This is a genomic window from Bacteroidota bacterium, assembly GCA_023957335.1.
GTDB lineage: Bacteria > Bacteroidota > Bacteroidia > NS11-12g > UBA955 > JALOAG01.
This window is the reverse complement of record JAMLHC010000005.1, coordinates 254,851-278,472: the sequence shown is the minus strand read 5'-3', so window position 1 is coordinate 278,472 and position 23,622 is coordinate 254,851. Positions and strand designations below refer to the sequence as shown.

Genomic DNA, 23,622 nt, shown 5'->3' with positions numbered 1-23,622 from the left:
ATTAATATTGCCAAACAACCATTGTTTGGTTTACATTCTAAATTTGTACACTGATGAAACAAGAGAAATGCCCTTGGTGTTTAGGGTTTGAAGCATACACACAATATCATGATACTGAATGGGGAGTACCTTGTACTGACGATCAGAAGCTTTTCGAGTTTTTGGTTTTGGAAAGTGCACAAGCCGGACTAAGTTGGGCTACCATTTTAAAGAGGAGAGAGGAATACAGAAAATCCTTTGCAGATTTTGACCCCAATGTGGTGGCTTTATTTAATGAACAAATGATTAGCTCATTATTGAACAATAAAAATATTATTCGCAACCATCTCAAAATTGAATCCGCGATCCATAATGCCAAAGAGTTTATTAAAATCCAAAATGAATACGGTTCGTTTGCAAAGTTTTTATGGGGTTATGTTGATGGCAGACAGATTCAAAATCATTGGTACAAAATGTCTGAAGTGCCTGCAAATACTGTGTTATCGGATAATTTATCTAAAGACCTTAAAAAACGAGGATTTAAGTTCGTAGGAAGTACCATCATCTATTCCTATTTGCAAGCAATGGGGCTAATCAATGACCATCTCGTTTCATGTCATCGATATAAAGAAATTCATGCGCAGTTTAAAGACCGAAAGATAATATAATCCTTACTTTAAATAATCTGACTAGTGTGATCTTTGGTGTTTACTTTACTAATGATTTCGCTAATAATACCATTTTCATCAATCAGAAAAGTAGTTCTAGCAATGCCCATATATTTTGTAACAAACATTTTCTTTTCAACCCAAACACCATAAGCATTTGCAATAGACTTGTCTGTATCTGCAATCAAGTCAAATGGTAAATTGTATTTCTGAATAAATTTTTGATGACTTAACTCACTGTCGGGGCTGACACCGAGAACTACATAGCCTTTATTAATTAATAATTGGTGATTGTCTCTGAGGTTGCAGGCTTCCGCTGTACACCCCGGAGTGTTGTCTTTGGGGTAAAAATACAAAACAACTTTGCTTCCTTTGAATTCACTTAGTGTGATTTTTTCCCCGTTTTGATTTACTGATTTGAAATCCGGTGCTTTATCACCAACATTTAATTTATTATTACTCATGGAATTGAAATTCTACGTTCAAAAGTAGCTTCATTTCCTCTTTCATCTCTGACTTTTAAGGTAAAAGTGTGATTTCCTTTGTCTAATGGGACTTGCAGCTTGCCTTTTAGCAAACCGGTTTTACGGTCAAATTCCATCAAAAGCCAGCGTTTGTCCACATAAGCATTGTATGATTCTATGCCCGAAAGGTTGTCGCTTAGATTAAATATAAATTCTTGATTTTGGATAATATTGATAGTCTGAATAGTGGGCGGGATGGTGTCAATATCAATATAGAATGAGCCGAAGTTTCTTATGGAAGTCTCTACAAATCCGGCTCTATATCTACCTCCAACCGGGTATTTGTTACCGCTTTCCAACTCTACGATTAATAATTTTGATCTAAGTGAAGCAGGTATTTCTCTGTCTATTTTGATGGCTATGTCCGAGGTAGATTGAATTGGAACAAAAGACTCTCCAAAACTCCACAAAGCAGAGAATCCATCTTTGATATTACCCATTTCCTGAACACATACCTTGTAATTAAAATAAAGAGCATTGGAAGGCATAGTCAGTCTTGTATTGTGAGCGGATAATGCAAAGGAGTTTCCCGGTGTAAACACTTTGCAGATATCGGAAGTCTTGGTTTTGCGTTCTAACTGAGTGGGCGTAAATTTAGCTGTGGAATCAGCATATACTTTGACCATTAGACTATCTCTTCTACCGGTACAATCCATCGCATAAATTTTTAAAGCTATAGAATCTTTGAGGATAAATGCGCCTTTATCGGATTCAAATTGATAAAAATCCAGTCTGTTGCCATCATCTTTAAATAATTTAGCAGCTTTTAAATTCTCAGTTTTGCTCACACAAAAATCCATGTGTGCGTTGATGTATCTGGTAGTGGAAAAGTCTATTTTGTCTATTTGGCAATCAAAAATCAATTTATCGTCAGCCAATATGCCAAAATAATTTACTCCAAGATTATCAGTATGTGCACGGAAATAATCCTTCATATAGGCTCCCATAGCGTATTTGCCTTGTGGTAATCTTATTGTTATTTTTCTGCCGGGCAAAGTATTTCTTGTTGAATTTATACCGGTAAATGGATATATTCCTTCGTGTTCTCTGTATGCCTTGTCAAGTTGGTATATATACAATTTTAGAATTTCAGGTGCAAGATTGTCTGCAATAGGAATCCCGAATAGGAGCGGGTTGACAGGTTCTGAAGTATTCGTTTTTCTAATTTCAAAATGCAGATGTGGACCTCCCGAACCGCCAGAATTGCCGGAGTATGCGATGAGGTCGCCTTGTTGAACCTGAATTAATCCTTTTTCAGGATAGAGTTCAACCTCAAAAGAATGTTTAGCATATTGGTGTTTGCGAACATAAAATTGGATGTCTTTACTAAATCGCTGTAAGTGAGCATAAACAGTAGTATATCCATTAGGATGAGTAACATAGAGCGCATTTCCATATCCGTATTCAGACACATTGATTCTGCTCACATAACCGGCTGCAGAAGAGAATATTTCCTTTCCTTCAATTCCGCCTGTTCTAATATCTAACCCTGTATGGAAATGATTGGAACGCAATTCTCCGAAATTACCAACAATAAAAGCATCATAGTTGACAGGCGATTTAAAATAATTCTGTGGAAACCGTCCATCAGGCATCATCTCGGGAGCAGGCTCAGGGTCTTCATCAATCATAACAAGGGAATCTTGTACAACTATGCTGGTATCCTTTGGCTGTTCGACTACAATATTGTCAGAAAATTGATTTGCAGAATCGTTCAATAATACCCATGCTAATAGCGGAAACAGCATCAATAACAGCAGTACCGACCATTTGAGCTCCTTTTTCACTTTCACACCCACAAAACAATACTAAATCAAAGTAGGACATTTTGAAAAATGTTCACATAGATTGAAATCATTAATGTTTATCATACACATCTGCGCAAAATATTAATTTAAAACAATTTGGAATAAAAAGAAGTAAAACACTATTTTTGCAGTCCTTTTAAAAGAAAAGGTCGGATGGCCGAGTGGCTAGGCACGGGTCTGCAAAACCCTTTACACCGGTTCGAATCCGGTTCCGACCTCAAATAAAAAAGCTGGCATCTCTGCCAGCTTTTTTTGTGTCCCAACTCAACTTATAACGCTTATATTGGGGCTCTTTTATGAAGCTGTTCCTAAGTTCTGATCCTTAAAGTATTTGCTGGCAAAATAGAAAAATTCAATTGCTCCGAAAACAGTTGAAAAATAAAAGAAAGCATGGTCGCGCTCAGTTTCTGTGGTAGTATAATGGTGCGCATAAGCTAAGATGATAAGCAAAACCGCTAATATTAATCCTGATGCACAAATAATTGCCTTTTCTTTAGGATTCTTTTTTCCGTCATTTAGCAGGCTTTTTTTAACACCATAAGCAGCATAAATATTCAAACCAATCAGCATCCAAACTAACAATCTGATCCAGGTGTCAAACGGCAAGAATACCATCATGCCAAGGCAAACAATAATACCTAAAATGGGGATGTAGGGAACAAAAGGAACTCTGAATGCTCTGGGAGCATCTTTCATTTTATATCTCAAAACCAAGACCCCTGCACATACGAGGATAAAAGCAAACAAAGTACCAATACTGGTCATTTCGCCTACCACACGTCCGGGCACAAAAGCTCCAAAAACACTCACAAAGAGCATAAACAATAGGTTAGACTTATAGGGTGTACGATATTTTTTATGAACAGTCGAAAAGATTCCCGGCAGCAAACCGTCTTTGCTCATAGAGTAAAACACACGACTTTGTCCGAGAAGCATCACAAGAATTACTGATGCGTATCCCAAAAGAATAGCTATAATAATGGCAGTATTAAGCCAAGGAAAGTCAGGATGCGGAACCCCATTGATGACAGGTCCCATCCAGTTAATTGCTGTTGCAATAGGAGCGAGTCCTCCACCGGCAAATTCGGAATAATGTGCAACACCTGTCATCACATAAGCAAATAAAATATAGAGTATTGTACAAATAATCAAGGAACCTAAAATTCCAATAGGCATAGAGCGTTTTGGGTCCTTTGTTTCTTGGGCTGCTGTAGAAACAGCATCAAAACCAATATAGGCGAAAAAAACAATAGCAGCCGCCCGGATAACACCCGACCAACCGAATGCGCCAAATGTGCCTTGATTTTCAGGAATAAGAGGTTTAAGATTCTCAGGTCTAACATAATTAAATCCAAGTACAACAAAGATGATAACAATACTGACTTTCAATATCACTATCAAAGCGTTTATCCATGCCGATTCGCTTGTTCCTTTGATCAATACAAAAGACATAATAAAGACAATAAATACAGCGGGCAGGTTGATTATTCCACCATCAAAAGGTGTTTTGAGCAACATCTCCGGTAGCGCTACTCCAAAGTGTTCAAATAATTTATTCAAATAACCACTCCAACTCGAAGCAACGGTAGCAGCGCCAATAGCATACTCTAATACCAAGTCCCATCCGATAATCCATGCGATAAATTCCCCCATTGTTGCATAAGAGTATGTGTAAGCACTTCCGGCAACCGGAATCATAGAGGCGAATTCTGCATAACATAAAGCAGCCAAACCACATCCAATCGCAGCGATGATAAATGAAATCATAATACCCGGACCTGCATAATTGGCTGCCGCAATACCGGTAATTGAAAACAAGCCGGCACCAATGATAGCGCCTATTCCCAAGCCAATTAAAGCTGTTGAACTTAGTGTGCGTTTTAATCCTTGACCGGACTCCAATGATTCGTCTAATAACGCACCAATGGATTTCTTTGAAAATATACTCATAGTAATATAACTTGTATCGGCAAAAATAGAAATTCCATATAGAAAACAACTTTCTATTTATTTAATTTGCAGCATGAAAAATATAGCTGTCATAGGAAGCGGAACAATGGGGAATGGTATTGCTCATGTTTTTGCGCTTCATAATTTTCGTGTAAATTTAATTGATATTAAACAAGAAGCATTAGATAAAGCACTTGCAACCATCACCAAAAACATAGACCGTCAGGTGCAAAAAGGAGGTATAACAGAAGAGCAAAAGTCAATGACGCTTGCTAACTTGCATTTGACAACTTCCATGCAAGATGGTATTCAGGATGCAGATTTGGTTGTAGAAGCTGCTACTGAAAATCAGGAAATTAAGTTTCAGATATTCAGAGATATGGACAAAATTGCACCGGCTCATGCTATACTTGCAAGCAATACATCTTCTATTTCAATAACAAAAATAGCTTCTGTAACTTCCAGACCAGATAAGGTAATTGGAATGCACTTTATGAACCCGGTTCCTGTAATGAAACTCGTTGAGGTTATTAATGGCTTCAAGACGTCTAAATCTGTAACAGAGACTATAATGCACTTATCATCTCAGTTGAATAAAGTTCCAACCTTGGTCAATGATTATCCGGGATTTGTTGCTAACAGAATATTGATGCCCATGATAAATGAAGCTATCATAAGCCTTCACGAAGGAGTTTCCGGTGTGGCTGAAATTGATACTGTTATGAAGCTAGGAATGGCGCATCCCATGGGTCCATTGCAATTAGCAGATTTTATAGGATTAGATGTTTGCCTTGCTATCTTAAATGTGTTATATGAAGGTTTTGGTAATCCTAAATATGCACCTTGCCCTTTGTTAATAAATATGGTTACAGCAGGAGATTTGGGTGTAAAATCCGGTAGAGGATTTTATGACTACAGCAATGGAATGAAAGAATTGGTAGTCGCTGCGAAATTTACAAAGTAGAAATAGGCAGCAACTGTTTATAAACAAAAGGGACAAGACTAATTGCCCCTTTTGTTGTTATTACCCTTGTGGTGTTTGTGGTGATGTCTTTTATTGTTGTTAGAATGCTTTTGTGTCTTTTTGTCAAGACCTTCAAGGTCTGAACTCAATAAGTCTTCTGACTTCATGAAATCTGTTTTTTCTCTGACAGCAGTGGGAGTAGTAGAAGTTTCAGATTTAGTTACTGTAATGGCAGGTATCTTTTTTCCTGATTCGTTCAGCTTCATATATTGCTTAACTACCTCTGTATTCAAAGGCACCCAATTTGTATCATCACCTGTCTGAAACCACATCAGGTTTTTTAGAATATCAATTTTCTGTAGATAAGCGGAGCCGGTTTCGGTTTCAAGTACAACATTTTTAGTTCTTGGAAACTGTTTAAGGGCATCCATATAGATATCTAACTCAAAGTTTAAACAACATTTCAATTTTCCGCAAACACCGCTGAGCTTAAGCATGTTAATTGAGAGGTTTTGAGTTCTTGCAGCATTTATACTAACTTGTTTGAAATCAGTTAACCATGTACTGCAACAAAGTTCTCTCCCACAAGAACCAATCCCTCCTAAACGTGCAGCCTCATTTCTGAAACCAATCTGCCGCATCTCAATTTTGACTTTAAACTCATCTGCATACACCCGAATCAGTTCCCTGAAATCAACTCTGCTTTCGGCTGTATAGTAAAAAGTAACTTTTCTGTTGTCACCTTGAAAGTCAATGTCACTCAGTTTCATAGCTAATTTCATTTCAAGTGCAACTGTCCTGGCTCGAGTTAGGGTAGCGGCTTCTCTTTCTTTTGCTTTAAAATATTTTTCACGATCTTGTTCGTTGCAAATACGTTGAATTTTTTTATCTACTTGCTCCGCTGTTAAACCTCTCTTTTTGAGTTGCAACTTTACTAACTCATCTTTTAAGAGAACTTCTCCCACATCGTAACCCGTTTCGGCATCCACAACAACAAGGTCTCCAATTGTCAGCTTTAAACTATTCGTATTTTGATAATACTCTTTACGTCCACCTTTAAATCGTATTTCTACTATGTTGAAAGGTTTGTAACCAATCGGTCTTTCAATATGACTTAGCCAATCATACGTATTTAATTTATTACATCCCGAAGTTCCACAATTTCCGTTGTTTTTACAACCTGCCGGTTTTAACCCGTTATGCGTGCCACCTCCACAATTACTACATCCCATACACTGATTTATTAATTTCTTTACCTTTAAATATTTTGTTTAATTCAATGGAAAGGTTTGTAAGAAGTAGTTTAATATTTCCGTTCCTTTCAATACCATTAATAGCACTATTCATTTGATTATATATAGCGTCAAAGGAACGCCCTTCCATTGTCTTGGCAAAATTAGACAAAAATTCATTTTCTTTTTCTGACATCTTATCAATGAGACCTTGATGTTGATATAAAAATACCTCACGCATTATTTCTAAACCGTAATTGAGAAAATTAATGACAAAGTCTCTGCTTCCTGAATTTATCTGTTCTATACTGGCGATGATATCAGAATATCGTCCTTTATAACAAGCCAGTAGCCAATTTCTGAAATTATCAAAGAAAGGCTCTTGTATTTCATTCAGCATGGCAATGGCAGCATTAACATTTCCCTTTGATGCCAAAGCGATTGAGCTCGCTTTTTCAAATGATAATTCATTGTTGATTGATATCAAATAGTTTGCGATATCCTCAGAATCGGGTTTGGGTATATAAATCCGTTGAGTACGTGAAATAATCGTCCGTAGAATCGAATTTTCATCTTCAGTTACAAGGAAGAATAATGTGTTATCGGGAGGTTCTTCAATTAGTTTTAGTAAGATATTTCCTTCTTTGCCTAAGTATTCCGGCAGCCACAAAATGAGTATTTTCTTTTTCCCTGAATAAGATTTTAAGCTCAAACGTTTAGCAATATTTCTAATTTCGGATATGTAGATGTTAAGCTGTTTGTTTTTGCTGTCCAAATACTCTTGCCAATCACGTATAGTTGGGTAAGGTGTTTGATTTAATAATTTGCGCCATTCTTCAAGAAAAAAAGTAGAAAGTTCTTTGTCTTTTGAACCGACAAAAGGAAAAGAGTAAAAAATATCAGGGTGCATATAGGCGCGAGATTTTATACAATGCGGACACGCACCACAAGAATCTAATTCTGAAGGATTGTCACAAAGTATGTATTGTGCAAAAGCAATAGCAACCGCTAAATTACCAGTCCCTTCACTTGCAGGAAATAAAATTGCATGAGGAATTTTGCCGGTTTTATTCAAGCTAACAATCCGTTCATTGATATGGGCTGAAATAGCAAGTTCTTTGAATAACATAGGAAGGCAAAGTTAGATTTTATTTATCGGACTCATAATAAGATGTGAACAAATTGACAATAACTAAAAACTCGATTTTACAAATGTAATTCAGCAGGATTTACATTTGTACAATGTAAATTTACACTTGATATGAAAGAGATTGTTGAACGCATAAACGAATTGATGTCCGACCTTGGATTAGACAAAAGGGCTATGTCTGAGAAATTAAATATTTCTGCAGCTACATTGTCTCATATTAGCTCTGGCAGAAACAACCCCAGTTTAGACTTAATCTTAAGCATTCTAAGGGCATTTAAAGACGTTTCTCCTGATTGGTTACTACTGGGTAACGGTGAAATGAAAAGGGTGGGGGTTGGCGATAAAATTGATAGCTCAGACAGCGTAGATTTTAATAATAAAATTAAACTGTTGAAAATGCTCATGACAGAGCATTATAGAACAGAGATTGGTTTATTAGATGACCTTAAACATATTCATGGCTAAAACAACTTTTGTTGTTTTCCATCCTTGAGATGTCCAACGAATAAATCAGAGAAAAGTCTGTGGGCTTTTATACACAAATCCCTATCGGCAGAATACAAAACCATATTGCCTTCCTTTTTATCGGTTAGGAGTCCGGAAAATTTAAGTGCAGCCAAGTGTTGTGACACAGTCGCCTGTGCAAGAGGAATTTGTTCTACTATTGACGAACAATTTTGCGGGCTTTTAATTAATAAAAGTTTGAGTATTTGTACCCGTGCAGGATGCGCAAGCGATTTTGCAATCTCAGATATGGATGTTTCTTTACTTTCAAACAAATTATTTTTTGATTTTGCCATATCGCAAACATACAATAACGATTTGAAATAGCAAGCCTTATTGTTAAAGTGCATTTATGACTTGCTAAATATAGCAACAAAGACCTTCTATCTGTAATTTAAGGTACTGCTATTAATACACTGATTATCAGCATTATTAATATTAATTCAAAGTGCCGGTAAAAATCCTTCGCAATTAATTATTTGCAGGCTTATGTTTCCATCTTTTGTGCGACCATAGCCACATTTCGGGCTTTTGAGTGATGTCGGCTTCAAGTAGTTCGGCATATTGCTTAATAAGATTCGATCCCTGATCTGAATTATTGCTTTCAATTATCACTTTAGGGTATAATTCATAAAACCCTGATTTTGATGATTTAACATGTAAATAACAAACAGGAATATTGAGTCTTTTATTAAGCAAATCTGCACCCGACATAAAGGCAGTGTCTTGATTAAGAAATTTAACCCATTGTGCACTTTTTAGATTTGAAGGACTTTGGTCTGCTACAAGTGTAAAAAGCGTTTTATCCGATTGTGAATTCTTAATTGTGCTGTATGTAAATTCCATAGGAAGTGTGTCTGCACCAAACCGTTTCCTTGTTTTATTCATTAATTGATTCACAAAAGAATTGTGAATGGGTTTATATACGATACAAAAATGATGTGGAGCTACTAACTCTGCAGCAAGCGCAATTAATTCCCAATTTCCATAATGACCAAGTAAAACCATAGAAGCTCCGTATTTATCATAAATACCTTGTAATACTTCTCTATCATGCAATATAACCCTTTTTCGTAGTTCAGATTCGCTGATTGTTAATCCTTTAATTAACTCAGCCAACAATCTGCTCAAATACCGATAGTATTTCTTTTCTAATTGTTGAATTTCAAATTGTGACTTATGTGGAAATGCATTGGTGAGATTTTGTTTGGTGACAGCGCGTCTGTATTTTAGGATATAGAAAAGAAGAATGTAAATTGGATAGACGAAAAAATAAAGAGCCTGCAAGGGTAGCAGGCTCAATGTTTTTAGTGGGTAATAAAAAAATAACTTTTGAAGTATATTCAAAATTAAACTTATTCTAACTCAAAAGAACCGGTTTGTTTGAGTACACCATTTGCCCAAAACTCTACTTTGTACGCACCTTTTTTTAGTTTAGATTCTGGAGTGTAAACAAGATTGATTTTTTTTGACTTTCCATCAAAACTATAGCTTTGTTTAATGGTATAAACTTGGGACTTATCTACTAAATCTTTATTATTTTCTACTTTAGACAAAACAGTTTTATCAGGATCGATGATTCTGATAATCACGACTTGGTCGCTTGGGGTGCTAACAATTGGGTTTTCAATCACATCTATGTCAACATGTATCTCTTCCACTCGTCTTACTTTGGTTTCCTCTTTAAACCCTTTCTTTTTCATTCTGCCAAGCGTAAGTTTAATGGGAGCATATTGAGCAACAGAAGCTTTTTGAACTTTGGTATCAAGGGTCTGATTGATATTCGTGAGTGTAATATTTTGTTCAGTTAGTTCTGCACCTTGCTTTTTTAGTTCTTCATTTTCAGCTTTGAGTTTGTTGATTTCTGCTTCATAGTCATTAGCTTTTGAAGTCGCTGCTTCTACTTCCTTTTTTAATCTAGCAATTTCTTCCGGTGAAGCTTTTGCTAATCTGGAGCGTAAATCTGCAATGGTCTTTTTAAGGTTAGCAACATCAGTTTCGAGTGTTCCTGCATAATCAGCAAGTTCAGCTCTTTCTGATTCTATAGAGGCTAATTTTTTTTCCAATTCATTTAGACTAAGCGCCAAGCTATCCTTAGCGGTCATTGTAGCTTGTAAATCGTCTTTAGTTTCTGTCAATTGCTGCTGCAAAGCTTTGTATTCCGAGTATTGCCAATAGCTTAAACCACCGGAGCCTAATAGCAGCACTGCAAGTAGGATAATTACAATTTTACTTTTTGAATTGTTTGAGTTCTTTGTTTCTTCTGTCATGTGAGTATATTTATTGATATTGTTTTCGGAGTCTTTCTAAAAGTTCCTGCGAAGTTAAATTAATTTCGCATAAGCGTTGCCTTTTATTGGTCAAAAAACTTGTGGGCAATGCTTCCACATAGTATTTGTCAAGCAGTTTTTTATTCGCTATGCCGACAGTGTATTTTATATTATTACGATGAGCCCAACCCAATACTTTCTTTGGAGTTTCTCCATAATTTAATGTAATGATGTGGATTTTGTCTCCGAATTCACGTTGTATAATTCCTAAGTTAGCCGTGTCCTGAGCAAAAGTAGGGCTTTCAAAATTCCAAAACATGACATATACGGGTTTGCGTCTGAATTTTCTGATTTTTCTGGGTTTAATTTGATCATCCGCAAAGGCAACTTTAAATTTAGGAATTTTCTTCCCGAATTTTAATTGTCTGTCCGGCTGTGCTTTAGAATCATAATAAAAATCAATAAATTTACCGGAGGGGTCAATTTGAATTATAATGTATTTTTTTTGGTTCCACTCAAAACTGAGCACTTTCCCCTCCATTTCATAGATTATCCCTCCTAATTCAGTCGCATTATACTCGCCCAAAAGAATCTGGTCAAAACCTTTGTCATGATATAGTCCGTTACAATTAAAATCCTTCAATGCTATCTTAAAAGAATCGTTACCATTTTTATAATTGGCAGAATGGATAATGAAACGTTGTTCTCGAAATGAATAATCTGCTCCTGCAAAAACCTTATTTCCACTATTCTTTTTGTAATGATCATCCAATAGTTTTTTGTATTGGATATTTTTGTCAAACTCATATCTTGAAATTTGAATTTCATGATATGCACCTGGAACAGTAGTGTTATACAATCTGATTTTGTGGTAAACATCAAACTGATTACTGAATGTGTCAGGTGCGCCATCATCAGAAAGATCCAAATTCATATTTCGGTCAATCCAGAGATAAGTATTGTTTTGCATTCGGCTATTATTGCCAAGCAAACAAAAGACATATCCTAAAGGATGCTTAGCCTCATTGGCTCCAAAGAACAAGAATGTATAAGCTGTATCTCGCATTCCTGTCATATCGGGGAATTTGGCAGTAAACATTTCAGGTTTGTGATTTTTGGATGTTTTAATTCCAAATTCTGAAACACCTTCAAATGGTTGACCTTTATATTTAAATACCGGAATTATTGCCTGCGACTTTCTAAATTGATCGTCTGTGGCTCTTTGATCGAGTTCTAAATGAATAAGTTGTTGTGCATTAGAAAATGAATGCATGCATAACAATAAGACAAGTGTTATCTTGAGGAGCGCTCTCAAATGCTGACTATCTTCTATTTAAAAAAATTGCAACGTAATATAACAATGTAGCCAACGAACCTATCGCTGCAACTACGTATGTCATAGCTGCCCATTTCAGTGCATCCTTTGCATAATATTGCTCTTGAGAGTTTACGATATTTTTACCTTCCATCCACTTTAATGCTCTGGAAGAAGCATCAAATTCCACCGGGAGTGTAATAAAGCTGAACACAGTTGTTGCTGCAAATAATATAATTCCGAACAATAAGAGTGAAGGAAATGTGTTGATTAACAGTATTCCACCTATCAAAACAAAAGTCATGAGTTGGCTCGATACTTGAACGATAGGTACGAGTTTTGAACGCATGGTCAACCATTTGTAGGCTTGTGCGTGTTGTACGGCATGACCACACTCATGTGCAGCTACTGCTGCGGCTGCTGCATTACGCTCATAATAGACAGACTCGCTCAGATTTACTGTTTTGTTTGCTGGATTATAGTGGTCTGTCAATTGTCCGCTAACCTGAATAACTTGCACATCTGTTATACCATTGTCATGCAGCATCATTTCGGCTACTTCTTTGCCAGTAAGATTGGTGCGGAGTTGCATTTGAGAATACTTTTTGAATTTTGATTTAAGTGTCTGACTAACAATTAAACTGATTACTGTAATTGCAATCATCAAGATGAATGAGCCGAATGTAAAGGTCATAGTGTATAAATATAATTAGTTACGAATTAGTTTTGCAATAAGAAAAAGTATGCCAAGAATAAACATAAGGATGCTAATCTTGTTAATGAAGTGCATGGCACGCAAATTAAAGTTTGGTTTTTGACCGTTTGTCTTGTTTTTCCTAAAGAAGAGGAGATAAGACATGAATTTTTGAAAAATCATTTTTTTCGCGTTTCTTTTTGTTAAACGTGGCGCAAAGATACAATTGCCTGACATTTCTTCATTATTTAACTGACACTTTTTCATAAAACTTGTCGGGCATTTTATTTGATATGACAAAATCTAAAATAGAATGCTATGAGTAAAATGAAAAGCCGTAAGATTTCCGTTCATACCGAGAATATTTTTCCAATTATCAAGAAGTTTCTTTATACCGACCATGAAGTATTTCTTCGAGAGTTGGTATCCAATGCAGTAGATGCTACACAAAAATTAAAAGCCCTATCATCCATCGGTGAATATAAAGGCGAATTAGGTGATTTAACCATAGAAGTGAAACTCGACAAAGAAGCCAAAACCCTTTCTATTATAGACAAAGGGATTGGTTTGACACAAGAAGAGATTGAAAAGTATATCAACCAACTTGCATTTTCAGGAGCTGAGGAATTTGTACAAAAATACAAAGACAAAACAGAAACTGCTGTCATAGGTCACTTTGGACTTGGGTTCTACTCAACATTTATGGTGGCAAACAAAGTTGAAATTAATTCTTTGTCACGAACTGAAGAAGCAAAACCTGCTTATTGGGTTTGCGAAGGAAACACAGATATTAAAATGGGAGAAGGGTCGAAGGCAGAAAGAGGAACCGAAATCATTTTGCATTTGAATGAAGAAAATCAAGAATTTAATGACTCATTCAGAATCAAAAATATACTTGAAAAATACTGTCGTTTCTTGCCAATTAAAATCAAGTTTGAAGATAAAATCATCAATGAACAAGAGCCAATTTGGACAAAGAAGCCACAAGACTTGAAGGAGGAAGATTATCAAGGACTATATAAGATACTCTACCCATTCGAACCCGAATCTCTTTTTCATATCCATTTGAATGTAGATTACCCTTTTAACCTGACCGGAGTATTGTATTTTCCAAAGATTAACAATCGTTTTGAGCCGGATAGACACAAAGTCCAACTGTACAGTAATCAAGTTTTTGTGACGGACAATGTTAAAGATATTTTGCCGGACTACCTGGTTTTGTTGCAAGGTATTATTGACTCACCGGATATTCCTTTAAATGTTTCCAGAAGTGCTTTGCAAAGCGATGGTAATGTTAAGAAAATTACAGGTCATATTGCCAAGAAGGTAGCGGATAAACTTGCTGAATTGTTCAAAAACGATAGAAAAGACTTTGAATCAAAATGGGAAAATCTCGGATTGTTTGTCAAATATGGTATGATCAGCGATGAAAAGTTTTATGAGAATGCCAAGAACTTCTGTTTGTTGAAAGATATGGATGGTAACTTCATGACAATAGAAGAATTTGAAAGCAAAGCCAAAGAAATTCAAACAAACAAAGATAAAAAGACTGTGTTGCTTTATTCGAGCGACAGCCAAGAACAAGCATTATATATCAAACAAGCCAAAGAAAACGGTTATATTGTTATTGAATTTGACGGACCCATCGACTCTTATTTTATCAATAAATTAGAGGAAAAGAACGAAGCAATGGTTTGCAGAAGAGTTGATTCGGACACTTTGGACAAATTAGTTGACAAACACATTGACATAGAGTCTGTTTGCAGTAAAGAAGACGAAGAAAAGCTCAAAGAATTGTTTGCAGGAGAAGCAGAAACAGGGTTTGAAGTTGAGACTGTCCCCATGAGCGCAAGCGAGTACCCGGTTGTTATCACAGAAGGAGAGTTCGATAGAAGGTTTCGAGAAATGTATGCTAACCAATCGGCAATGTTTGGAACACAAGCCATGGGAGCTCAATATAAAATTAAAGTGAATGTAAACCATCCGGTTATGAAGAATTTGCTACAAACAAGCGATAAAGAACGAAAAGTGCTGGCAGGACAGTTACTGGATTTGGCATTGCTCAGCAAAAATCTACTTAAAGGCGAGAAGATAGCCAATTTTGTTAATAGAAGCATTGGCTTGATGAACTCGTAATATTGATTGTCTAATAGGATAGGCAGATTCTAAGATTCAGATTTCTTTTGAGAGATTTAAGTTCGCATAAATGAACATACACACAAAATCAGTTGTGCGGATAAGTATTTCAATTTGATTCTATTAAGTCCGCACTTTTGTTTTTATGAAAAAAATAATTACAATATTGATAATGTTGGGGTTCACATCGCCAACATTTTCACAACAACCAAAATCAGCATGGGCAGTTCAAAGCACAGGTGGAAACACCAATGTCAGTAGTGGAGTTGCCACAGACACTGCCGGCAACACTTACATTACAGGCAACTTCAACGGTGCTATCACTTTTGGTTCAACAACTCTGACCAGTAAAGGTGGCAACGACATTTTTATAGCCAAAATAAATCCTACAGGCGAATATCTGTGGGCTGTTCGAGCAGGAGGCGTAGGTCAAGACAGAGCTAATTCCATTGCTACAGACGCGGTGGGGAATGTATATGTAACCGGCTCTTTCACATTAATGTCCTATTTTGGAACTGATACTTTGACTGCTTCAAATAAATCCAATATTTTCATATCCAAATTGAATACAAATGGAGACTTCGTGTGGACCAACCAAGCCGGAGGTTCTATGGATGATGCAGGGTACGGAATTACAGTTGATGCTAACGGAAGTGTGTATGTAACCGGCTTTTTTCAATTAGTAGCTGATTTTGGCAATCTTTCACTTAATGTTCAAGACAACACTATGGGTGGAGTGAATCAACAAGAAAATCTATTTGTAACAAAACTTAATGCCTCCGGCACTTTTATATGGGTTACTCAAGGCGGGGGTGATGGAAAAGATTTTGGGTATGACATTGATGTAAACACAGCCGGAGAGGTCTTTGTTGCCGGATATATTCTTGATGATGCATGGTTTGCAGAAGATGGGTCTGTTTTTGTCAGCAATCAGTCAGGATATTATAGTTCTTTCATAGCAAAGTTTCACAATAATGGTACTTGTCAATGGGCTAAGGGCATAGTATGTGATAATATTAATTATGGTTATGCGGTTACAACCGATAACAACGGGAACTCATATTTATTAGGAAAATATAGTGGTAAAGCTGTCTTGTCTAATCTGGAAGAAACTGCTCAGGGTAATTTTGACCTGTATCTCATTAAATATAACACAAGCGGAAATGTAGATTGGTATAAATTATATGGTTATCAAGGTGAAGTGCAAGGTCATGTAGTTGCAATAGATAAAGACGAAAATCTTTATTTAGGCGGTACATTTAATAACTCTGTTATTTTTGGTACAGATACAATTACTACCAATGGAGGATTTGACTTTTTTATAGTAAAAATGAATCAAAGCGGAAAAGAAGAGTGGATATATTCCGGTGGTTCTATTCTTGACGAAACGCTTAGCGGTATCAAGGTATCAACAGATAGTTCTGTTTATATTACAGGGGTTTTCAATGCTGATATGGACTTAGACAGCCAACTCTTGACCACAAGTTCACTCCAAAGTATTTATGTGAGTAAACTATCATTCAAAACAAACGATGATGGCAATTATAATACCGGATTGTCAAATATTTTATTCTCCGACTTAATCCAAGTTTATCCAAACCCTGCTAAGCAGTATATTAAAATAATTAATATGCCAATCGGAACCGATATATATATTACAGATTTGCAAGGCAGAGAAATTATGAGAAGTAAAACTGCATCGACCGAACTTTCATTCAGTACCGAAGATATTGAGAATGGAGTTTATTTTATCCGGGCAGGTCACAACCGTGCTATCAAATTGATAATAAACAAAGACTAAGAAGATTATTATTTCGCTAATACAGCCTAAATGTCTGCTCAAATTGAAGAAGCAACATTTAGGCTGTGTTGTTTTTTCACATTGCTACAACTTAACTTTGCAGCCACGAAATTTATTTCTATGCAAGTATTTGAACCAAAGAACCCTGACTTCAAAAATTTAATACATGAAAAATTCAAAAGACAATTTTTTATGCAACATAACGATATGATCCTTACCGATATTGAACCCGGATATGTCAATGCAGAAGTAGTTCTCAGTCAAATTCACAATCAACAAGACGGGATTACTCACGGTGGAGTAACAGCCACCTTGGCTGATGTTGCTATGGGATTTGCAGCATTTTCGCTAGTAGAAAAAGGGAAGGGGATGGTTACTTCCAAATTAGATATTGCTTACCTGAACCCATCCACCAATGGCAAACTTATTGCAAAAGGAAAAGTAATAAGAGCAGGAAACAGATTGTATTATTGTGAGGCAGATATAATTAATTACAGAAATGACAACTCCGAAGTCCTTGTTGCCAAAGGATTTGGAATAATGTGCACCATAAACCTAACTGTATGAAAAAATTTAGATTTTTATTATTTCTATGTTTTCTTAGCCCATTTACTGCGGCTTCTCAAACTGAAAACTACTATATTGACAAAGGATTGGACTATGAAGAGTCCGGTAATTATGCACTTGCGATTGTGTATTACGACAGTGCTATTATGCTCAATGACATCAATGCAATAGCCTATTACAATCGAGGCGTATGTCAATTTGCGCTCAAAAACACCGGTGCTGCATTAGTGGACTACAACAAAGCACTCAATTTAGACAGTACTCTTGCAGATGCATACTACAACCGAGGATTGACCCACAATATAATAAATAATCCTGTTCTGGCATTGGCTGACATGGAAACCTATACAAAATTGCAACCGGACGACACCTTAGGATATTTGGCTCTTTCGGATTTGTTATTTCAACAAGGAGAATATTCCCGAGCCATTGCCACTAATCAAAGAGCTATCAATGCCGGTTTGACACGCAAAGCCATCGCTTTGAAGAACCAAGGAGTGTGCTATTTTAAATTAGGTACAAATTCGATGGCGGAATACATACTTTCGCAAGCCATCATTGAATCGCCTTCTTATGATGAAGCCTATAAAGAACGCGCTCGCGTCAGATTAAGCATGGAATTATATCAAGATGCATTTAATGATATTTATACCTACATGCAAAATCATCCTGAAGAATATGATGGTCTGACCATTCGTTCAGTTTGCAATTTCAACCTGAAAAAATATGATGAAGCCATCAAAGATTATGATATACTTATCAAAATTGAACCCGACAATGGGGATTGGTATTTTGAAAAAGGGAACTGTCTTTTAAAATTACAGCGCGACATGGAGGCAGAGCAAGCATATACGACCGCACTAAATTCTTCTAAAAATACCGGATGGATTCTCGTAATGCGTGGTGTAGCAAGGTTCAATCAAAACAAGAAAGAAGAGGCATGTTTTGACTGGCAACAAGCACGTTTATTGGGAGAAGAAGAAGGCATCCTGCTCTACTCCAAATACTGTCAGGAAAAGTAAGTGCCTTCATTGATAATCACCAATTGTTCAGTAAATTTGCACCACTCAATTTAGGACTATGGGGCTGACTGGTATTGACGGGATTACAATTGAGGTGTAAGCATGTAGAGCCTTGGGTATGCAGCTCTTTAATCTGGAGACCTAAAAATTAAATGGCGAAACTAACTACGCCCTAGCTGCCTAATTTAGATTAATTAGCACTAGTTGTCGGGAGAGGCACCCTGCCTGAGCCGTCCTCTCTCAGACAATCAAACCCGCTCAGGTATTTGCTGCCAATGTCTGCTAAGCAGCGAATCATTATGCAGGATACGGATTAATTAAGGTCTTCGGCAAACCTTGTTCTTCCCGACAATAATGTGCCGATAAACATGTAGAAAGCATCATTCAGTTTCTTCTCCGGACGAGGGTTCGACTCCCTCCAGCTCCACTCGTACTACTCTTTTACTACTTTTCTATATTCAACAAAATCACCTGATATTATTTTTACGATATAGATTCCTGCGGTAATATTACTGATATCAATTGAACCATGCGATTCGCTGATTTCTTTTGTAAACATAGTTTTGCCTTCAAGAGACATCAAAATTAATGTGATTTTAGTGTAGGAAGGGTTAGTAATATTGATTAAACCGCTTGTGCTATTAGGATATAATTTAATTTGTCCTATACTTGATTTAGAATCAAACAATACCATTTGAATATGACTAAAACTACTTTTTCCATCATAATCCACCTGGCGCAACCGATAATAATTTATACCTTGATTGGGTTTGTTGTCTATCGAAATATAATTCACTTCACGGTCAGTATTACCTTGTCCGGAAACTGTTTCAATTACTTCCCAATTTAGCCCGTCTGTGCTCCTTTGCACTTCAAAATAAGCATTATTGGTTTCTGAAACCGTTGTCCAATAAAGGTTTACTCGATTATGAACAAGGTCTTTGACAGCAGTAAACTCGGAAAGTTGGATAGGCAAGGGGTTGGGTGCTCCGCCTCCCCATCCGAAATTACTCCATCCGCTGGCTCCGGTAACTTTTACTATAGGTTTGAGCAAGGTGCCACCGGTTTGGACAACAGTGCCTGCAAGTCCCCAACTGCCCATGCCGCTTCTTTTAAGTAGCCCTAATTCACACAAATCAGTAATCCCAACAAAACCTTCTGCTTCTGTGCTTATACAGTAGGTGCCACCACTTAAACTATTGCCATCATCTATTTTCCAATAAGCATCTGCTGTATTGGAAATATTATATCCGGAACAAGAACCAACTGCAGACACCACTATCGGCAAACCGGAGCTGCCCATAGGTGTAGATATATAACTTGCGCTTAGCGTTCCTCCGGTTGTGGGAGCAGAAGTGAATTCGACTGTAACAAATTTTTGATTGCCGTTATTACCTAAGGGAAACAAACCCGAAGCACTGCCGGAGTTAGTACCGTCAAACCAACGTGTCAATGAACCATCAATATAGCCGGTGGTATAGTCCAATGTCCCTTTGTCTGTTGTGGATGTACCCAAAGAAAGTACATAGGAACTTGTCTTAATAATTCCATCCAACAGTTTCAGTGTGTCTGAAATAGTGATGTCTTTCTGCAAGGTCAAAATAGAACCGCTATCTACAAAAAACCGTTGACATGAAGAGGGGAGGGAAGAACCGGCATTTTGAACTCCGGTTTTATTAAAAATAAAAGTTTGTTGAAATGGAGAAACAAAATAAACAGAACCTATGCCCAATAATCCATCTTTATTTTTGCTTATCAAAATCCCTTCTGAATCCATTTTAATATTGCTCAAACCCTGACGTTCTGCGATACTGTCATTAGCTTGATAAAAGGTTCCACCATTTTCTATAATTAGATTTCTATTGATACCGTTATCCATGAATAAATTACCACTCGACCATTTCAAAATACCTCCACTTTGAATTATGGTACGGGTTATAACCCTATCATCCGTGATTTCAACAGTATGACTATTACGAATAATTACAGAATCAATGTAAAAGGAAGGCAAAATAATGGTATCATGCCAATATGAACCGTCCCAAGGACCATATTCCCAAGTTGCTAAATCATTCCATCTGCCACTTTTTTTACTTCTGAAAATGAGCGGGTCTCTAACCATACATTCTACTTGTTTTACCAATGTCATTCCCGTTCCGGCACAAACAGCTGAAGTGCTTTTTTTCATTACATAGTTTCCACATGCGGTGTCATTCTCTTGAAGTGCTCTGTGATTGTCTCCATTTGAAATTGCATAGTGCATTACATTGGCACTATTGATAACGTGCCCTAACTGATGTCCATGTCCAAGTTCGTGTAAAGCAACGGATTCAAAGTCATATTCACTCATGGAGGGTGCTGTTGGACCATACTCCCATGAAAATGTTTTTTTGAATGCAATATCTAATTCCGAAACAAACCAATTCATGTCTCCACTGCCTCCACTCTTGAAACATCCTGAATACCATGAATAACATACTCCAATAACACTACCGGGTAATGCGTCATTATAAAAGACCATATTGTCTCCATCATAACTATTGGATGCGTTTGTTTTTACTCCGGAAACACTCCAATTTATTAATGTTTTGCATCTCCATGTTTCTAATGCTCTAAGAAAGGAAGCCTTGGCATCGCTATTACTGTTAAAATCCGTTTCCCATGTCCAGGTAATTCCGCCACTTCCATTTAGACTTTGGTGTCTAATTTCAAAAGGTGCGGAGACTAAGGAAGGTGGGTAATTAGGATATTGAACATTCAAATGTGCCCAAGGAATGGAGAGCGTAGAAGAAGAATATGCAGAAGAATTGCTACTATTGTCTTCCACATATATTTTACCCGTTCCTGCTGACGATGGTACTTTTAATTCAATTTTGGTGTCAGACCATGAAACAATATCTCCTGATCTTGCAGGAATATAAGTGCCTCCACCATCGTTTGCATTTGGAAAATACACATTTCCATTGCCCTGAGTAGCCCCAAAATCAGTTCCGTTAACTGTGATAACTTCTTGTGTACCGGCATGGACAGTACCTGGCGAAAAACTTGTTATGGATGGTGTTGCACGCCTAATTCCTTGTTTTGAAGGCGTTGGAGATTCTGAAATGACTTCAGGAATGCCGGTGATTTTGATTATTTCAGGAATGAGTGCTGATGATATTTCACCCCAATGGTTTAAATTATCATACGCCATAACATTTTTATAATCGTAATATATAAAGCCCAAAGGTCCAATGGGTGAGAAATATGACAGAGAAATTCCTTGAGGATTTTCCCATTGATTGTTAGCTGAGAGAAAGAACACTCCCGTTTGTCCGATTTCGGTACTAAGATTAGGAGAAACTACCAATCCTTGTAAACCCACAAACCCTCCTTCGGTTATTAAAGTAATGGTTTGATTATTCAGTTTACCTTTGAACAGGCGATAAACTTGAAGCGTGTGGGAAGTGTAAATCATTTTGATAGATTCATCCCAATATGAGCTTTTATTTATCACTTTAGCTTCTACAACAAGTTCAGATTGTGAAATCCTGTCTTGTAAACTAACATTGATTAAAGGACAACCGGCTTTGCTTTGTGCCACTCCAAATAGCGAGAATACACATAACAATAGAAATCTTTTCATATTTTGAACGTTTTTATAACTGCAAATGTAGCAATTTGATAGACAATTAACTTTCAAATATGCTTCTTTACGTCATAAAGACTATCAGCAGTACTTCAGAAAATTGTGTTTTCTGCGTATTGGAATAATCAGATTAATAATAGTTAATGACTACCAAATTAACTATGCCCAAACTCTTTACCCAATGGCTCAATACAAAAACTATTATGCTAGTATAGGTCTTAATTTATCTCCTATAAAAGGTGCTAAGTTTACAGATATCGAACTTCGCTACAAATTTTGGACTGACCAAGAAGATGAAGGAGTTTATATTAACTTACATTACCAAAATGGAACTCATCCTAAGTTAGGTTATATAGTTAGCTACTATAAGAGTGTGAGAGCAATTACACTCGGTGTCGGATACTTTTTTTAATTGAGATTAAGGTGCTTTACTAATCAACGTGATTATTATTTGGGTTCATTAATTACATATAATTAATATTATGTTAAGTTAAAATAAACCAAGCAAATAAAATAAGATGTTTATTTGTCATCTGTGCACCCTACCTTTGCACTCAGATGTTTGATGTAGGAAATTATAACGAATTAATTGCAGATGAGTTTACCCCCCATGGTCTGTTCTTAATTAATGAATCAAATCCGGAGAAAAGAATCTTATTACCCGGTGTAGAACTTTCTCAAAAAGAAATTAGAATTGGCGACAAATTAAATCTCTTTGTTTATTTAGATTCTGAGAACCGTCCGATTGCTACACTTAAAGAACCCAAACTCACACTTTTTACTTTTGGCTTTTTGCAAATTAAGGATATCAATAAATTAGGTGCTTTTGCAGATTGCGGACTTCCAAAGGATTTATTTATTCCTTATAGAGAACTTAGAGAATCAATTGATAAAGACGATTTTGTAATTGTTTTCATGTATTTCGATACTGAATCAAACCGATTGGTTGGAACAACAAAAGTCGATGCTGTTCTTTCAAACGAAAATGTTGTATTGACTACCGGTCAAGAAGTTGACATTATGGTTTGGAAAAGAACAGACTTGGGTTATAAGCTCATTATAAATGACTTACATGAAGGCTTGGTTTTCTTTTCCGATATTTTTAAAGAAATCCGTGTGGGTCAAAAGTTCAAAGCCTATGTCAAACAGATTCGCCCTGACAACAAGATTGACATCTCATTACAAAAGATAGGTTCTGATCAGATTAAAGATGATGCATTTTACATATATGGAGAGTTATTGAACAACAACGGCACTCTCCCATTCTCTGACAAGTCTGATCCGGAAACCATTATAGAGCGATTTGGCATGAGCAAAAAGGCATTTAAAAGAGCTGTTGGCAGTTTATATAAGAATAAGAAGATAAATTTAGAGGAGAATTCTATTTCGGTTATCAAAAAGAAATAGAAC

20 protein-coding genes, 1 tRNA gene and 1 other RNA gene are annotated in these 23,622 nt (G+C 36.5%); 11 read left to right on the top strand and 11 right to left on the bottom strand.

Annotated elements, in window-relative coordinates:
- Positions 1-53: 53 nt before the first annotated feature.
- On the top strand, positions 54-647 hold the full coding sequence (locus M9892_10975) for a DNA-3-methyladenine glycosylase I (protein ID MCO5254873.1): 594 nt from the start codon (positions 54-56) through the stop codon (positions 645-647).
- Positions 648-655: 8 nt separating this feature from the next.
- Here M9892_10975 and bcp read toward each other — a convergent pair whose 3' ends face one another.
- Both bcp and M9892_10965 read right to left on the bottom strand, forming a co-directional pair.
- On the bottom strand, positions 656-1,111 hold the full coding sequence (bcp, locus tag M9892_10970; protein MCO5254872.1) for a thioredoxin-dependent thiol peroxidase: 456 nt from the start codon (positions 1,109-1,111) through the stop codon (positions 656-658).
- Complete coding sequence (locus tag M9892_10965) at positions 1,108-2,958, bottom strand: M23 family metallopeptidase (GenBank protein MCO5254871.1); 1,851 nt, start codon at positions 2,956-2,958, stop codon at positions 1,108-1,110. Before M9892_10965 ends, bcp begins: the two co-directional genes overlap by 4 nt.
- A gap of 168 nt (positions 2,959-3,126) precedes the next feature.
- Here M9892_10965 and M9892_10960 point away from each other — a divergent pair.
- Positions 3,127-3,197, top strand: a tRNA-Cys gene (locus tag M9892_10960).
- Between the two features lie 76 nt (positions 3,198-3,273).
- Here M9892_10960 and M9892_10955 read toward each other — a convergent pair.
- The gene (locus tag M9892_10955) at positions 3,274-4,929 is read right to left on the bottom strand and encodes an amino acid permease (GenBank protein ID MCO5254870.1); all 1,656 of its coding nucleotides are present in this window, start codon (positions 4,927-4,929) and stop codon (positions 3,274-3,276) included.
- A 73-nt stretch (positions 4,930-5,002) separates the two neighbouring features.
- Here M9892_10955 and M9892_10950 point away from each other — a divergent pair, with 73 nt between their 5' ends.
- Positions 5,003-5,893: a 3-hydroxybutyryl-CoA dehydrogenase gene (locus tag M9892_10950; protein ID MCO5254869.1), complete on the top strand. Its 891-nt coding sequence runs from the start codon at positions 5,003-5,005 to the stop codon at positions 5,891-5,893.
- 38 nt (positions 5,894-5,931) lie between these two features.
- Here the strand turns inward: M9892_10950 and M9892_10945 are convergent, their stop codons facing one another.
- Together M9892_10945 and M9892_10940 are read right to left on the bottom strand one after the other, a co-directional pair.
- Positions 5,932-7,125 (bottom strand): hypothetical protein, encoded by a 1,194-nt coding sequence (locus M9892_10945; protein ID MCO5254868.1) that lies wholly within the window; start codon positions 7,123-7,125, stop codon positions 5,932-5,934.
- Positions 7,115-8,254, bottom strand: a complete 1,140-nt coding sequence (locus M9892_10940; GenBank protein MCO5254867.1) for a hypothetical protein — start codon at positions 8,252-8,254, stop codon at positions 7,115-7,117. The genes M9892_10945 and M9892_10940 overlap by 11 nt, the downstream gene beginning before the upstream one ends.
- A 132-nt stretch (positions 8,255-8,386) precedes the next feature.
- Here M9892_10940 and M9892_10935 point away from each other — a divergent pair, with 132 nt between their 5' ends.
- Positions 8,387-8,740: a helix-turn-helix domain-containing protein gene (locus tag M9892_10935; protein ID MCO5254866.1), complete on the top strand. Its 354-nt coding sequence runs from the start codon at positions 8,387-8,389 to the stop codon at positions 8,738-8,740.
- On the opposite strand, the gene M9892_10930 is transcribed toward M9892_10935, so the two are convergent.
- The 5 genes from M9892_10930 to M9892_10910 all read right to left on the bottom strand — a co-directional run bounded on the left by M9892_10930 (position 8,737) and on the right by M9892_10910 (position 13,058).
- Positions 8,737-9,075, bottom strand: a complete 339-nt coding sequence (locus M9892_10930) for a metalloregulator ArsR/SmtB family transcription factor (GenBank protein ID MCO5254865.1) — start codon at positions 9,073-9,075, stop codon at positions 8,737-8,739. The two genes, M9892_10935 and M9892_10930, sit on opposite strands and share 4 nt — an antisense overlap.
- Positions 9,076-9,250: 175 nt before the next feature.
- Positions 9,251-10,081, bottom strand: coding sequence for a hypothetical protein (locus M9892_10925; GenBank protein MCO5254864.1), 831 nt, complete (start codon positions 10,079-10,081; stop codon positions 9,251-9,253).
- A gap of 53 nt (positions 10,082-10,134) precedes the next feature.
- Positions 10,135-11,049 carry a hypothetical protein gene (locus tag M9892_10920; protein ID MCO5254863.1) on the bottom strand — a complete coding sequence of 305 codons (915 nt, stop codon included), beginning with the start codon at positions 11,047-11,049 and terminating at the stop codon, positions 10,135-10,137.
- Between the two features lie 10 nt (positions 11,050-11,059).
- Positions 11,060-12,322: a hypothetical protein gene (locus tag M9892_10915; GenBank protein MCO5254862.1), complete on the bottom strand. Its 1,263-nt coding sequence runs from the start codon at positions 12,320-12,322 to the stop codon at positions 11,060-11,062.
- 49 nt (positions 12,323-12,371) lie between these two features.
- A complete protein-coding gene (locus M9892_10910) occupies positions 12,372-13,058 on the bottom strand; it encodes a zinc metallopeptidase (GenBank protein MCO5254861.1) in 687 nt (228 codons plus the stop codon).
- Between the two features lie 318 nt (positions 13,059-13,376).
- Here M9892_10910 and htpG point away from each other — a divergent pair, with 318 nt between their 5' ends.
- The 5 genes from htpG to ssrA all read left to right on the top strand — a co-directional run bounded on the left by htpG (position 13,377) and on the right by ssrA (position 19,014).
- The gene (gene htpG / locus M9892_10905) at positions 13,377-15,194 is read left to right on the top strand and encodes a molecular chaperone HtpG (GenBank protein MCO5254860.1); all 1,818 of its coding nucleotides are present in this window, start codon (positions 13,377-13,379) and stop codon (positions 15,192-15,194) included.
- Between the two features lie 145 nt (positions 15,195-15,339).
- The gene (locus tag M9892_10900) at positions 15,340-16,995 is read left to right on the top strand and encodes an SBBP repeat-containing protein (GenBank protein MCO5254859.1); all 1,656 of its coding nucleotides are present in this window, start codon (positions 15,340-15,342) and stop codon (positions 16,993-16,995) included.
- A gap of 192 nt (positions 16,996-17,187) precedes the next feature.
- Positions 17,188-17,562: a PaaI family thioesterase gene (locus M9892_10895; GenBank protein ID MCO5254858.1), complete on the top strand. Its 375-nt coding sequence runs from the start codon at positions 17,188-17,190 to the stop codon at positions 17,560-17,562.
- Positions 17,559-18,584, top strand: a complete 1,026-nt coding sequence (locus M9892_10890; protein ID MCO5254857.1) for a tetratricopeptide repeat protein — start codon at positions 17,559-17,561, stop codon at positions 18,582-18,584. The genes M9892_10895 and M9892_10890 overlap by 4 nt, the downstream gene beginning before the upstream one ends.
- 60 nt (positions 18,585-18,644) lie before the next feature.
- Positions 18,645-19,014: a transfer-messenger RNA gene (gene ssrA / locus M9892_10885) on the top strand.
- Positions 19,015-19,017: 3 nt separating this feature from the next.
- Here ssrA and M9892_10880 read toward each other — a convergent pair.
- Positions 19,018-22,209: a T9SS type A sorting domain-containing protein gene (locus tag M9892_10880; GenBank protein MCO5254856.1), complete on the bottom strand. Its 3,192-nt coding sequence runs from the start codon at positions 22,207-22,209 to the stop codon at positions 19,018-19,020.
- 184 nt (positions 22,210-22,393) lie between these two features.
- On the opposite strand from M9892_10880, the gene M9892_10875 reads away from it, so the two are divergent.
- Positions 22,394-22,624, top strand: coding sequence for a hypothetical protein (locus M9892_10875; protein ID MCO5254855.1), 231 nt, complete (start codon positions 22,394-22,396; stop codon positions 22,622-22,624).
- 146 nt (positions 22,625-22,770) lie between these two features.
- On the top strand, positions 22,771-23,619 hold the full coding sequence (locus M9892_10870; GenBank protein ID MCO5254854.1) for a S1-like domain-containing RNA-binding protein: 849 nt from the start codon (positions 22,771-22,773) through the stop codon (positions 23,617-23,619).
- Positions 23,620-23,622: the final 3 nt, after the last annotated feature.